The sequence below is a fragment of the Thalassospiraceae bacterium LMO-JJ14 genome (genome assembly GCA_021555105.2).
Taxonomy (GTDB): domain Bacteria; phylum Pseudomonadota; class Alphaproteobacteria; order Rhodospirillales; family Casp-alpha2; genus UBA4479.
Map to the genome: position 1 here is coordinate 1,014,622 of CP134604.1, position 13,799 is coordinate 1,028,420.

The following is a 13,799-nucleotide window of genomic DNA, read 5'->3' on the forward strand; positions in this document are numbered from 1 at the left end:
TGAAGGCCTTTCAAGGCTGCCGGGTTTCATGAATAATCAGCGGATGATCACGGCAGCGAATCTACTCAGTGCACCGGGCGTCCGGCATATGTTTTTCACCCGCAAGGGCGGCGTCAGCGAAGGCATATACGGCTCGCTGAATTGCGGCCCCGGGTCCGACGATGACCGCGCGGCGGTGCTCGATAACCGGGCCCGTGCGATGGCGGCGCTGGATCAGGAGCCGGGCCGGCTGGTGACGGTCCATCAACACCATTCGCCGATTGCCGTTCGGGTGTATGACACATGGGATCTCGCCCAGGCGCCGAAAGCCGATGCGATGGTCACGACCGAACCGGGCGTGGTGCTGGGCATTCTGACGGCGGACTGCGCGCCGGTGCTTTTCGCCGACGCAGAAGCCGGTGTCATTGGTGCGGCGCATGCCGGATGGAAGGGCGCCCTTGGCGGCGTCCTGGATGCGACCCTGGAATTGATGATCGATGCGGGGGCGCAGGCGGATAGGGTCTGTGCCGCCGTCGGCCCCTGTATTCAGCAGCCGTCCTATGAAGTCGGTGCCGATTTCCGCTCGTCTTTCATGGAGGCGGGCCAGGCCAACGAACGTTTTTTCTCTTCAGGTGCGCAGCCGGGCAAATACCAGTTCGATCTTGCTGGATATGTCCGCCACCGCCTCGCCGAATGCGGTATCGGTGCCATTGAAGATCTGGCGATCGACACCTACGCCGATGCGGATCGTTTTTTCAGCTACCGCCGCGCCACGCACCGGGGGGAACCGGATTACGGGCGCGAGCTGTCGGCAATCGTTTTGGAAGGATAAGTCGAACATGGCGCTTCACTTCAGCGAGCAGGAACTGGCAGCCCGCCGGCGGCGAACATGCGAAGCGATGGCTGCGGCGGGGCTCGACGGGATGCTGCTGTTCCGCCAGGAAAGCATGTACTACCTGAGCGGCTATGACACGTTCGGGTATGTGTTTTTCCAGTGCCTGTATCTGGGCGCCGATGGCACGCTGACGCTGTTGACCCGCGCTCCCGACCTGCGTCAAGCGCAGAACACGTCGATCATCAAGGACATCCGCATTTGGGTCGATGCGCCGGACGCCGAGCCGGCCCGCGAACTGCTGGCCATTCTCGACGAGCACGGATGCCGGGGAAAGCGCCTCGGCGTCGAGTATGAGAGCTATGGTCTGACGGCTCGGAACGGCAAACGCCTCGATGCGGCGCTGGACGGCTTTTGCACATTGGTCGATGAATCGGAACTGATCAGCCGCTTGCGGGTCGTCAAAAGCGACGCCGAGATCGCCTATGTGCGGCGTGCCGCCGAGCTGGCGGACGATGCGCTCGACGCGGCGATTGAGGTTGCGGCCCCCGGCGTTTCCGAATCCGATGTGCTGGCGGCGATGCAGGGCGCGGTCTTCAAGGGTGGCGGCGATTATCCGGGTAATCCGTACATCATCGGCTCGGCCGAAGATGCCCTGTTATGCCGGACGAAATCCGGGCGTCGGACCTTGACGGCAAATGACCAGCTCAATCTCGAATGGGCCGGCACGTACCTGCACTATCACGCGGCGATGTTCCGGACCATGGTCTTCGGCGAAATGCCCGACAAGCAAAAGCGCATGTACGATGTCGCCCATGAAGCCTTGCTGGCGGTCGAGGGCGCGCTCCGCCCCGGCAACATCGTCGGCGATGCGTTTCAGGCCCATGCCGACGTCATCGACCGCGCCGGCATGCGCGCGCACCGCCTGAATGCCTGCGGCTACAGCCTCGGCACGACATTTCAGCCGAACTGGATGGACTGGCCGATGCTGTATGCCGACAATCCCGTCGAGATCGCGCCGGGCATGGTCTATTTCTGTCATATGATCATCTTCGACAGCGATGAGAAACTGGCGATGTGCCTTGGCGAAACGGTCCTGACCACGTCCGGCGCCGCCGAGCGTCTGTCGCGATCGCCTCTCGATCTGATCCACAAGGGGTGAACACCGCATGCCGCACATGCTGATCTTCCTTTGTGTGCTGATGCTGGGCATGCTGGCGACATGCGTTATCGGCATCGGTCCGGCATGAAGCAAATCCGATGAAACGGGGTCTCGCCGTCATCTGTCTGCTGTCGTTTATTCTGAATGCCTGTGGGCCCTTGCCGCGCCCGTTCGGCCGAGACGAAGGCGACGGCGGCAATGCCCTGGCGCAGGGGATATCTTTCGAAGGCGTCGAGGTGCAACCGCTCAGCGGCACGACGCTGCCGATGGGCAAGCTGATTGCCGAGCAGGTCGTTCGCGGGCTTGAGAAGGATTTCGAGATACCGGCGGCGGCGAGTGGTTTCGACGGCAGCCAGTATCTCCTGCAGGGTCATGTCGTCGACAACGAGGGCAAGCCTGGTGCGGCAACCCTGATCGCCATCAACTGGGAACTGTTTTTTCGCGACGGCACGCTGGTCGATAGCTTTACCGAGAATATCGATGCGACCCGCCTGCAATGGGATTACGGCGCGCCGCCGCTGCTGAAAAGTATCGGCGAGCAGGTCAGTGCGCGGGTTGCCGAGAGAGTTCTCGGCGAACGCTTCGGCAGTGCCGGACAGGATCGGCTTCTGGGGCGCAGCGGCTTGCTCATCGGCAACGTGCACGGTGCGCCCGGTGACGGGAATGCATCGCTCCGGCGTGCCATGTCCGTGGCCCTCGGTGGCGGCGGAATCAAGCTGACCAACGATCCGGACAAGGCGTTGTTTACGCTGACCGGCAGCGTCGAAATGGGGACCCCTGAAAACAATGCGCAATCGATCCGCATCCTCTGGCTGGTTAAGGATATAGAAGGGGAGGTTGTCGGCCGTGCCGAACAGCAGAACGTGGTTGCCGCCGGCAGTCTGGACGGAACCTGGGGACGCACGGCGGCATTCGTGGCGGCCGCGGCGACCGAGGGGATCATCACCGTCGTCGAGCGCAACGATCCGACCCGGCTGCGCGGACCCGATCTGGGCGCGCCACGGCCGCCGCGCGTCCTGCCGTCTTCCAATTCGCCGAACGCACCGCCGCTGAAACAGGTGCCGGGACGCGCGCCGCCTCCGCCAAGCTGAGGCTTTTGCGGCGCAGAACCCTGTTTTTACTGAAAACACGCGCCGGGACTGATAGATTCCTTACGTGGCGACATGGATCTCGAGACATGAGAATTCGTGGCGGCCGGGCATGCGTGGCCGGACGTTGTCGCTTGCTGTCTATGCCTTGCTGAGCATGGCTTTGCTGCTGTCCGGATGCGGTGGCGGCGAAACCCATGCGCCGCCGCCGAGTGCCAGCATGAGCAGCGAATCGGCGCCCGCCGGCGCGGACCTGGCCGGTGTGATCTTCGTCGTGCCGCTCGAAGGTGCGCCGACGCGGACAGGACTGATCCTCGCCGATGCCATCGCCGCCGAAATCCGCGACAGAAACCATCCTGCGATCCTTTCGCACGAGCCGAATCAGGCCGGCGCCTCGGTGGTCGGCAAAGTGATCACCGCCGATACCCGCGGCAATGTCATCTGGCTCGGTGTCGACTGGGCGATCCGGGCGCCCTATGGCACGCATGTCGCGACCTATCGTCAGCATGTGGTCATCGATGCCCTGATGTGGCGTAACGCGGCGCCGGAAGCCATCAATCTTATTATTACCGATGCCGCACCGAAACTCGCCGACATGGTCAATGACGAGGTCGGCCCGCCCGTGCTCTCGGCCATGCACCGCCCCGAGGATCATTCGATGGCCGATGCGGAGATTTCACAACAGGCGGCGGCGCGGCCGCAAACCACAATGGAAATGCGCCAACAGGAAATACAGCACCAGAAAATACAGCACGAGGAAATGCGCCCGGACCTTTCCCCGTCGCCGGCAACCGCTCCGTCAGCGGCGCCGCAAACGGTGCAGCCGCTGGCGCGCATTGCCGATGCCACCAACGGGCAGGTTGTCCACCAGTCCTTACCGGCGGGGGCTCCGCGTGCACCAAGCGTAATCTCTGCCGAGCGGCCCACGGAAACAGCGAGCGCGCCGCCCACCGGCCTGCCGTCGCTGCTGACGCCCGTGCCGGCCCCGCAAGAGAATGCGGCAGCGGCCGCTTCGTCAGGGCCGCCGCAACCTTTGACGCCGGGGACCAGTATCGTGCAGCCGCCTCCGGGCGGTATTACCGGGTCTTCAAGCGATGAGGAATCGAAAAGTTTCCTCGATATGTTGAATCCCGGTCTGGATACCAAGACCCGTCTGCCGGACGATGCCCGACCGGCAGGGGCCGGCGGGGCTGCCTTCGCCAAGGTGCGCTGGGGGCAGCCGTCATTCCTGATCAAACCGGTCAGCGGTGCGCCCGGCAACGGCAACGAGGCGCTGACGGCCGCGCTTAAATCCGCGCTCAGGGATCGCGATCTGACGATTTCCGACGATCCGCGTCAGGCCGGCTTCGTGATCCAGGGAGCGGTCGATACCGGTGAGCCGGTCAACGGGCGCCAATATGTCCGCATCACCTGGCGTGTGAATACGGTCACCGGCGAGGAGGTCGGCAAGGCGGTACAGGAGAACACGGTCGTTGCCGGCAGTCTGGACGGGGAATGGGGTAATGTCGCCGAAGCCGTCTCCCATGCGGCCGTCAGGGGCATCAAGGACCTGTTTAGCGATGCCGACGAACACCTGACAAGCCGTGAACCACTGCCGAATTTCCCCGATGTCACGCTGCCGACGATCCCCGGGCGGGCGCCACCGCCCCCGGCATCTTATTGATCCCATTATTGATACAAGCGACGTATCGTCACAAAGCAGTCATCAAAGCGTTTACAGGCCATGATCGGGTTGGTATGTTCCGCCCGCTTTTTCCGGGGCACAGGTACGACGCATGAAAATCATTGCTTGCAACAGCAATCGGCCACTCGCCGAAGCCATCTCCGCCTACGTGAACCTGCCACTGACCAAGGCCAGTGTGCGGCGCTTCTCGGATATGGAGGTATTTGTCGAGATCGAGGAAAACATGCGCGGCGAGGATGTCTTCGTCGTACAGTCGACGTCGTACCCGGCCAACGACAACCTGATGGAACTTCTCGTCACGCTGGACGCGTTGCGTCGCGCGTCGGCACGCCGCGTCACGGCGGTCATTCCGTACTTCGGATACGCTCGCCAGGATCGCAAGTCCGGGCCGCGCACGCCGATTTCCGCCAAGCTGGTCGCCAACCTGATCACCGAAGCCGGCGCCGACCGGGTTCTGACCATGGACCTGCACGCCGGACAGATTCAGGGCTTCTTCGATATTCCGACCGACAATCTTTTCGCCGAGCCGGTTCTGGGCGAACATATTCAGAGCGACATGAACGGTGAAACGGAAAAGCTGGTCATCGTCTCGCCGGACGTCGGCGGTGTGGTCCGAGCGCGCAGTCTGGCGAAGCGCCTGAATGCGGATCTGGCGATTATCGACAAGCGCCGCGAACGCGCCGGCGTCTCGGAAGTCATGAACATCATCGGTGAGGCCGAAGGCCGTCACTGTATCCTCGTCGATGACATCGTCGACAGCGCCGGCACATTGTGTAATGCCGCCGTGGCGCTGATGGAGCAGGGCGCTGCATCGGTTTCCGCCATTGTCACACATGGTGTGTTGTCGGGCGGTGCCGTGGCGCGGGTATCGTCATCGCCGCTGCAGAAGCTGATCATTACCGACAGCATACAGGCAACCGAAGCGGTTCGCGTTGCCCAGAACATTCAACAATTGACGGTCGCGCCCCTGATCGGCGAGGCCATGGAACGGATCAGCTCGGAAAGCTCGGTATCGTCGCTTTTTGACTGATCTGCAGGAATTCCGGCCCGATGGTAGGGCCGGTAACGTGGACGGACACCCCTGGAGGCCGTCTGCAAATTTGAGCAAGGAGATTTATTATGGCTCAAGCCCATCCTTTGAATGCGGAGCTTCGCGATCGTGCCGGCAAGGGGGCCGCTCGTGCTGTGCGCCGCGAGGGACGTGTCCCTGGTGTTATTTACGGTAACAAGCAAGAACCCGTGCTGATTTCCCTCGACCCTGTCGATCTGATGAAGGAATACAGCAAGTCCGGTTTCTTCTCGCACGTTTATGAAATCGCCGTCGGTGGCGAAACCTACAAGGTGCTGGCGCGCGATCTGCAAACGCACCCGATCAAGGATATGCCGATCCACGTCGATTTCATGCGCTTCAGCGCTAAAACGCGTCTGGCCGTTAACGTCTACGTTGAATTCACCAATGAAGAATCCTGCCCGGGCCTTCGTGAAGGCGGCGTTCTCAACGTGGTTCGCCACGAAGTCGAACTGCGCTGCTCGCCGGACAGTATTCCGGAAAGCCTGATCGCCGATCTGAGCGGTCTGGAAATCGGCGATTCGCTGCACATCAGCTCGATTGCGCTGCCGGATGGGGTTGAGCTGACCATCGATCGTGACTTTACGGTCGCGACGATTGCCGCGCCGACGGTCTTTACCGAAGTCGAAGAGGGTGAAGGCGAAGAAGGCGAAGGCGAAGCAGGCGAAGCTGCAGCCGAAGACGGCGAAGAAGACGGCGACGACGAAGAGAAATCCGAGGAATAATCCCGGGATCACATCCTGGGAGGAGGATTCTCATGTTTCTCGTGGTCGGTCTCGGCAATCCGGGTCAAACCTATGCCGCAAACCGTCACAACATCGGTTTCATGGCGGTGGACGAAATCGTCCGCCGCCATGATTTTTCGCCCTGGCGCAGCAAGTTCCAGGGCGAAATTGCCGACGGCACCGTGAATGGCCGCAAGGTCCTGGCCCTGAAGCCGTTGACTTATATGAACGACAGCGGCCGGTCGGTTCTGGCGGCGGCCACTTTCTTCAAGATTCCCCCGGAAGACATCATCGTCTTTCACGATGAAATCGATCTGGCGCCGGGCAAGCTCCGGGTCAAGCGCGGCGGCGGTCATGCCGGACACAATGGCCTGCGTTCGATCCATGCCGGTATCGGCGCCAACTACGCGCGTGTGCGCATGGGTGTCGGTCATCCGGGCGAAAAGGACGAGGTGAAGAACTACGTGCTCAGGGACTTCGCCAAGGCCGATGCGGCATGGCTGGAACCGATGCTGGACGGCTGCGCCGAATTTCTTGCCGACGTTATTGAAGGCGACGATCCGTCCTATATGAGCAAGATCGCACATCGCATCAGCCCGAACCGGCCGAATGCCCCCAAACCCGGTTCAGCGGAACCGGATAACACCGAAGAGGCTTAAAAGATGGGTTTTAACTGCGGTATCGTCGGCCTGCCCAATGTCGGCAAATCGACGCTTTTCAATGCATTGACGCAAACCGCGCAGGCGGAAGCGGCGAATTTCCCGTTCTGTACCATCGAGCCGAACACGGGCCGTGTTTCGGTCCCCGACTCGCGTCTGGAAGAGATCACGAAAATCTCGCATCCGGAAAAGACCGTGCCGACGAGCCTGGAGTTCGTCGATATCGCCGGCCTTGTGCGCGGCGCGTCGAAAGGCGAAGGCCTCGGCAACCAGTTTCTCGCCAACATCCGCGAGGTCGATGCGATCTGCCATGTGCTGCGCTGTTTCGAGGACGACAACATCACCCACGTCGAAGGCAAGATCGATCCCATCGCCGATGCCGAGACCGTGGAAACCGAACTGATGCTGGCGGATATGGAGAGCCTGGAAAAACGTGAAATTCCGCTGACCAAGCGCATCCGCGGCGGCGACAAGGAAGCGGCGAAGGAACTGAAGCTCTGCGAACGTGCGCTCGAACTGCTGCGCGCGGGCAAACCGGCGCGCATGCTCGAGGTTGCCGACGACGAGAAAAAAGCCTTCAAGATGCTGCAGCTTCTGACCGGCAAGCCGGTGCTTTATATCTGCAATGTCGAGGAAGAATCAGCCGCCGAGGGCAACACTCAGTCGGCCCGCGTGTTCGAGAAAGCGGCGGCCGAAGGTGCCGAAGCGGTGGTGATCTCGGCGAAGATCGAGGAAGAAATCGCGCAACTCGGCTCGCCCGAGGAAAAGGCCGAGTTCCTGGAAACCCTGGGGCTTGAGGAAACCGGCCTGGCGCGGGTCATTCAGGCCGGCTACAGGCTTTTGGACCTGATCACGTTCTTCACGCAGGGACCGAAGGAAGTCCGTGCCTGGACCGTGCGCAACGGTGCGAAAGCGCCGGAAGCGGCGGGCGCGATCCATACCGATTTTCAGCGCGGCTTCATCCGTGCCGAAACCATCGCCTATGACGATTTCATAACCCTGGGCGGGGAACAGGCCTGCAAGGACGCCGGCAAGGTGCGCCAGGAAGGCAAGGAATACGTTACAAAGGACGGCGATCTGATGCTGTTCAAATTTAACGTCTGATTTTCGAAGACCAACCCAAGGGGAAAGTGTCGATGCCGTGGCTGTATATGATCGGAGCGATTGCCCTTGAAGTCAGCGGCACGATTTCGCTGAAGCTCTCTGAGGGTTTCACGAAACCACTGTTCGTCGTCATCACGACCGTCGGCTATCTGATGAGTTTCGCTTGTCTCGGTATCGCGCTCAAAAGCCTGCCGGTGTCGACGGCTTATGCGATCTGGGCGGGGGCCGGCACCGCGTTCGTCGCCATCATCGGTATGGCGTTCCTGTCGGAACCGGCGAACCTGATTAAATACGCAAGTCTCGTGCTGATCGTGCTCGGCGTCGTCGGATTGCACGTCGCCGAACGCTTCGTCTAGGTTTCCGTTTCCGGCGGGCGGCTGCGCCGCGTCACGATATACAGGGCTGCCGGCAGCATCACGGCACCGGCCGCCGTCGGTAGTTTCCAGTCCTGGGCAACCCATATCGCAACGTAAACGAAGCTCAGTGTCATGACGATGACAGCAAGCACCTTGCCGCGGATCGGGATGACCTGATGCAGATGCCAGTTCCTGACCGGCGGCCCGAAAGCCGAATGCGTCCACAGCCAGGTCTGAAATCTGGCGGAGCTTCTGGAAAACGCCCAAAGCGCGGCGATCAGAAAAACCGTTGTCGGCATGACGGGGACGAAAATCCCGACAATCCCGACACCGATCATCAGCCAGCCGAAACCGATCAAGGCCCAACGCAACCACGCCGATTCCGAGATGGCCGGGGTCGGTTTTGCCGGGATTTCTCTTTCACCGGTTTTTATCGGGGCTTTGATCACCTGCATGGGATAGAGCATACTCGGGCTTCGGAGCAAACGCGAGAAAGACAAGGTTCGACAGTCCACATATGATCCCTGCGAAATTTCCTTTTGGTGCCACCATCGGCGCCGACGGTGTCTGGCGACAGGTTCTGACCCGTCTGCCGTCGTCTGCCGTGCGTCCGGCGTTGTTTCTGGACCGCGACGGGGTTGTTGTCGAGGAAGTTCATTATCTGCACAAGCCCGCCGACATGAAGGTGATGCCCGGCGCGGCGGATGTGATCCGCGCCGCCAACGCCCTTGATATTCCCGTCGTCATCGTCACCAACCAGGCCGGGATCGGGCGCGGCAAATACGACTGGCAGGCCTTCATGGATGTGCAGGAGGCGATGCTCGATGAACTGGCCGGGGACGGGGCTTTCGTCAATGCCGTGTTTGCCTGTCCGCATCATGCCGATGGCGTTGCGCCTTATAACGTCGCCGATCACCCGGCCAGGAAACCCAACCCGGGCATGTTGCTGGCGGCCCGGGAGATGCTGCCCATCACGTTCGAGGACTCGTGGATTGTCGGCGACCGCGCCGGCGACATCGAAGCGGCGAAGCGCGCCGGTTGCGCCGGTGGCGTTCACGTGCTGGCCGGCCATGGCAGCGCCGAGGGCGAACGTGATGCAGCACTGACGCAGCGCACTGTCAGCTTCGATGTGAAGGGCGCGAAGAGCATTGAAGATGCCGGCGGACTGATACCCCTGCTACGGAAAGGCACATGAACATGACGAAATCCGCCGACATCGTGATTGAAAACGCCGAGATTATCGATGGCACCGGCGCTGCACGGTTCAAGGGCGGTGTTGCGGTCACCGGCGCGTTGATCACGGCGCTCGGCGACGTCTCGGATATCAAGGCGGATCACCGGATCGACGCCGGCGGTCATGTTGTTGCGCCCGGATTTATCGACTGCCACACCCATGACGACCGGGTCCTGCTCGACGATCCGGCCATGGCCTGCAAGGTGACGCAGGGCGTGACGACGGTCGTCACGGGAAATTGCGGGGTCAGTCTGACGCCGTTCCTGCCCGGCGACGACTGGGAGATGCCGGTGCCGATGGCGCTGCTGGGCGAAAAGCATCAATACCGGTTCCCGGCCTTTGCCGATTACGCCAAGGCCTTTGCCAAGGCACCTCCGGCGGTTAACGCGGCGATGCTGTGCGGACACAACACGCTCCGCGCCGAGGCCATGCAGGGCGACGTGAAGCGTCCGGCGACGGATATCGAGATCGAACGCATGCAGGCGCGTGTCCGCGAAACCATGCAGGCCGGCGCCATCGGCGTCAGTTCAGGGTTGATGTATCCGGCGGGCTTTGCGGCGCCGACGTCCGAAGTTGCGGCACTGGCTGCGGCGGCGGGGAAATTCGGCGGTCTTTACGCGACGCATTTGCGCGACGAAGCCGAGAAACTGGTGCCCTCGATCGAGGAAGCCGCCGAGATCGGCCGCGCCGGCGGCGTTGCCGTGGTGTTATCGCACCACAAGGTGACGGGGCGGAACAACTGGGGCGGGACCAAGCTGTCGTTGAAACGTATCGAGCAACTGGCGGAAGGGCAGACCATTCACTTCGATGTCTATCCCTATGTCGCCAGCGCGACGGCGCTGATGGTCGAGCGCATCTCGGTTGCCGAGAAAGTGCTGATTGTCGCCTCCGACAAGCACCCGCGCACGGCGGGCTGGTATCTCAAGGACATTGCGCTGGAATGGGGCATGAGCGAAGCCGAGGCGGCCGAGGAACTGCTGCCGGCACAGGCGATCTATTTCGCCATGCACGAAGATGACGTGCGCCGGGTTCTGGCGCACCCCCGCGCGATGGTCGGCTCCGATGGCATTCCCGGCACCGATGCTCCGCATCCGCGTCTGTGGGGAACGTTCCCGCGTGTGCTCGGCTACTATGCCCGCGACGAAGGACTCTTCTCGCTGGAAACCGCTGTTCACAAGATGACCGGCCATACGGCAAGTGTCTTCGGTTTCAGCGACCGCGGCGAACTGCGCGTCGGCGCTGTCGCCGACATCACGGTGTTCGATCCGGAAACGGTGCTCGACCGTGCGACATTCGAGAAACCGACGACGCCGTCGGACGGCATCGAACATGTTATCGTCGGCGGCGAGGTTATCCTGGAATCCGGCCGCCAGACCGCTGCGCGCCCGGGCCGACTGTTAAGCCGGGGCTGAATATGCAAAGATCGTTTAAGGATTTTTTGATACTGACAGATTCCTATAAATAACGGAAAAAAACCAAGCAGGTTCAATGCTCTGATGGCCAATTCGGATCATGACAGCACTTCCAAAGATGAAGTAGTGCGAGCGCTTCGCGACGAGATCGAGACGCTGCGCGTCAGGCTCGATCAGGTTGAAGCCGATGCCGTTTTCGCCGAAGCGATGGAAAACAGTTCCGAAGCGATTGTCATCTATGATGACGATGGAAAGCTCGTTGCCTGCAATCAGAATTTCCGCGACCTGTATGGCTATTCTGCGGAAGAAGCCAAAAAGGGTGTCCATTTCGCCAAGTTGGGCCGTATCGACATTGAGCGCGGGAATGTCGTCATCGGCGATGAGTTCGGCGGTGGCGATGAATACTTGGAGCGCAAGGCCGAGTACCGGAGGAAACTCTCAGGATCATTCGTTGTCCGCCTCAAGGACGGCCGCTGGATCAAGACCGTTGACCGGCGTATGCAAAGGGGCGGGTTTGTCAGTGTTCAGGTCGACATCACCGACATAAAGAAAAACGAACAGAATTTGCGCACAGCCATGGAAGCGGCGGAAAAGGCAACGCAGGTCAAGTCGGAATTCCTCGCCAATATCAGTCACGACCTGCGCACGCCGTTGAATGCCATTATCGGATTTTCCGAGATGATCCGCTCAGAATTGCTGGGGCCTATGGGGCACGCAGGGTACATGGGATACGTCGACGACATCAACGAGAGCGGGCAGCTCCTGCTGTCGATCGTGAACGATATTCTGGATACGGCACAATTGGAAAGCGGCAGGCTGAGCCTGTCACGTAACAGGTTCGATGCGATAAAGATGAGCAAAGATATCGTCCGGCGGATCGAGCCGATTACGGCCAGCAAGAAGCTGAGCGTCAGCATCGAAAAAGCCGAGGACTTCCCTGAAATCATTTGTACCGATCAGCGCGCGACGGTGCAGATTCTCAATAACCTGATATCGAATGCCGCGAGGCACAGCGATGAAGGTGCGGCTATTGCTATTGAATGGTGCCTGGCGGAAAGCGGGGATATCACCCTTAGTGTGACCGATGCCGGCGAAGGTATGACACCGCTTCTTCTTGAAAAGATCGGCGATCCGTTTCTGCAGGACGGCACTTATGCCACGCATCCCGGCGAAAAGGGCGCCGGGCTCGGCCTGTATATCTGCAAGAAACTGATCACCGCCATGGGCGGCGACATGGATATCGAAAGCATTCTCGGCAAGGGCACCAGGGTGACCATGCATTGGCCCGCCGATTGTATCGGCCCCGGTTACTGTACTTAGAGCCAGACCCTATTCCAACGTCTCCATCAGCCGGATCATCAGGCGGCAGCGTTCAACCAGGCTTGAATAATAAATAAACTCGTCGTTAGCGTGGGCGCCGTGACCATCCGCGCCGAGACCGTCCAGTGTCGGGATGCCCAGTGCGCCGGTGAAGTTGCCGTCCGAGCCGCCACCGGTCTTCAGGTCCTGCAGATCGAAGCCGATTTCGGCGGCGCATGCCTTGGCGTGCTCGAACAGCTTCTCGATCCCTTCGAATTTTTCATAGGGGGGGCGGTCGACGCCGCCTTCGACGGATATCTTGCATTCGGAGTCTTCCGAAGTCAGCCCTTCGACAAACGCCATGACCTGGTTGGCGGCGTCCATGTCGGGGATACGGATGTCGACGCTGATGAAGCAATCTTCGGGGACGACATTGGTCAGGGTGCCGCCGTTGATGAGACCGACGGAACACGTCTGGCCCTTGTCGTAATCGGTCAGCGCCTCGAGCTTGAGGATGATGTGCGCCATTTCGCGGATCGCCGAGCGGCCGTCCATGTGCCGGGCACCGGCGTGGGCGGGCACGCCTTTGACGCGGATTTCGTACTGCAGTCTGCCGTTGCGCGCGGTGACGATCTTGCCGCCTTCACGGGCCGGTTCGGTGACCAGCACGAATTTGTTCTTTTTACCCTCTTCGGCGATCATCGCCTTGGAGGTCGGTGAGCCGATTTCCTCTTCGGGGATGAACATGAAGGTGACCGGCAGCGGCGTCTGCTTGCCGTCTCGGATCAGATGACGCATGGCGTGCAGCGCGATATAGGCACCGGCCTTCATGTCATAGATACCGGGGCCGTAGACCTTGTCACCCTCGCGGCGGATCGGATTCTTGGTTTCCTTCATGCCGATCGGGTGCACCGTGTCCAGATGCGACAGCACGAGGATGCCCGGTCCGTCGCCGCCCCAGGGCGTGCGGCACTTGAGGATGTCGCCGAACCCGTCACGCCCCAGCGTGCGGTCGATGCCGAGCCCCATGGTTGCGGCTTCCCGCTCGACCTGATCGACCATACCGTTGACCGCCTGGCCGTCGTGGCTCGGGCTTTCGATCTCGACCCAGCTCAGAACGCCAGCCAGAATTTCCTCGGCATCGAGCGCAGGCAGGTTCGATTTTACTTTGTCCATCTTTTCCCCCAGGAATTTGC

Annotated in this window: 14 protein-coding genes; 12 read left to right on the forward strand and 2 right to left on the reverse strand. The window is 61.0% G+C overall.

The genetic code is table 11. The features are described 5' to 3' along the window. Nucleotides 1-88: 88 nt before the first annotated feature. The 9 genes from pgeF to L2D14_05030 all read left to right on the forward strand — a co-directional run bounded on the left by pgeF (nt 89) and on the right by L2D14_05030 (nt 8,658). The gene (gene pgeF, locus L2D14_04990; protein ID WNK00781.1) at nt 89-811 is read left to right on the forward strand and encodes a peptidoglycan editing factor PgeF; all 723 of its coding nucleotides are present in this window, start codon (nt 89-91) and stop codon (nt 809-811) included. Nucleotides 812-818: 7 nt separating this feature from the next. Then, nucleotides 819-1,973: a Xaa-Pro peptidase family protein gene (locus L2D14_04995; GenBank protein ID WNK00782.1), complete on the forward strand. Its 1,155-nt coding sequence runs from the start codon at nt 819-821 to the stop codon at nt 1,971-1,973. A gap of 98 nt (nt 1,974-2,071) precedes the next feature. After that, nucleotides 2,072-3,064: a hypothetical protein gene (locus L2D14_05000; protein WNK00783.1), complete on the forward strand. Its 993-nt coding sequence runs from the start codon at nt 2,072-2,074 to the stop codon at nt 3,062-3,064. A 109-nt stretch (nt 3,065-3,173) separates the two neighbouring features. Then, entirely contained in the window at nt 3,174-4,724 is a 1,551-nt protein-coding gene (locus L2D14_05005; GenBank protein WNK00784.1) for a hypothetical protein, read from the forward strand. A gap of 112 nt (nt 4,725-4,836) precedes the next feature. Next, entirely contained in the window at nt 4,837-5,775 is a 939-nt protein-coding gene (locus L2D14_05010) for a ribose-phosphate pyrophosphokinase (GenBank protein WNK00785.1), read from the forward strand. Between the two features lie 89 nt (nt 5,776-5,864). Continuing rightward, a complete protein-coding gene (locus L2D14_05015; GenBank protein ID WNK00786.1) occupies nt 5,865-6,539 on the forward strand; it encodes a 50S ribosomal protein L25/general stress protein Ctc in 675 nt (224 codons plus the stop codon). Between the two features lie 32 nt (nt 6,540-6,571). Further along, nucleotides 6,572-7,198, forward strand: a complete 627-nt coding sequence (gene pth, locus L2D14_05020) for an aminoacyl-tRNA hydrolase (protein WNK00787.1) — start codon at nt 6,572-6,574, stop codon at nt 7,196-7,198. A 3-nt stretch (nt 7,199-7,201) separates the two neighbouring features. After that, a complete protein-coding gene (ychF, locus tag L2D14_05025) occupies nt 7,202-8,302 on the forward strand; it encodes a redox-regulated ATPase YchF (GenBank protein ID WNK00788.1) in 1,101 nt (366 codons plus the stop codon). Nucleotides 8,303-8,334: 32 nt separating this feature from the next. Further along, nucleotides 8,335-8,658 (forward strand): multidrug efflux SMR transporter, encoded by a 324-nt coding sequence (locus tag L2D14_05030; GenBank protein WNK00789.1) that lies wholly within the window; start codon nt 8,335-8,337, stop codon nt 8,656-8,658. On the opposite strand, the gene L2D14_05035 is transcribed toward L2D14_05030, so the two are convergent. Further along, on the reverse strand, nt 8,655-9,125 hold the full coding sequence (locus L2D14_05035; protein WNK00790.1) for a YbaN family protein: 471 nt from the start codon (nt 9,123-9,125) through the stop codon (nt 8,655-8,657). The two genes, L2D14_05030 and L2D14_05035, sit on opposite strands and share 4 nt — an antisense overlap. Nucleotides 9,126-9,175: 50 nt before the next feature. On the opposite strand from L2D14_05035, the gene L2D14_05040 reads away from it, so the two are divergent. The 3 genes from L2D14_05040 (at nt 9,176) to L2D14_05050 (ending at nt 12,624) form a co-directional block, all read left to right on the forward strand. Beyond that, a complete protein-coding gene (locus L2D14_05040; protein ID WNK00791.1) occupies nt 9,176-9,853 on the forward strand; it encodes an HAD family hydrolase in 678 nt (225 codons plus the stop codon). Continuing rightward, nucleotides 9,850-11,304, forward strand: a complete 1,455-nt coding sequence (locus tag L2D14_05045) for a D-aminoacylase (GenBank protein WNK00792.1) — start codon at nt 9,850-9,852, stop codon at nt 11,302-11,304. The genes L2D14_05040 and L2D14_05045 overlap by 4 nt, the downstream gene beginning before the upstream one ends. A gap of 84 nt (nt 11,305-11,388) precedes the next feature. Beyond that, on the forward strand, nt 11,389-12,624 hold the full coding sequence (locus L2D14_05050) for an ATP-binding protein (GenBank protein ID WNK00793.1): 1,236 nt from the start codon (nt 11,389-11,391) through the stop codon (nt 12,622-12,624). Nucleotides 12,625-12,633: 9 nt separating this feature from the next. Here L2D14_05050 and L2D14_05055 read toward each other — a convergent pair whose 3' ends face one another. Next, nucleotides 12,634-13,779, reverse strand: a complete 1,146-nt coding sequence (locus L2D14_05055; protein WNK00794.1) for a M20 family metallopeptidase — start codon at nt 13,777-13,779, stop codon at nt 12,634-12,636. Nucleotides 13,780-13,799 lie beyond the last annotated feature (20 nt).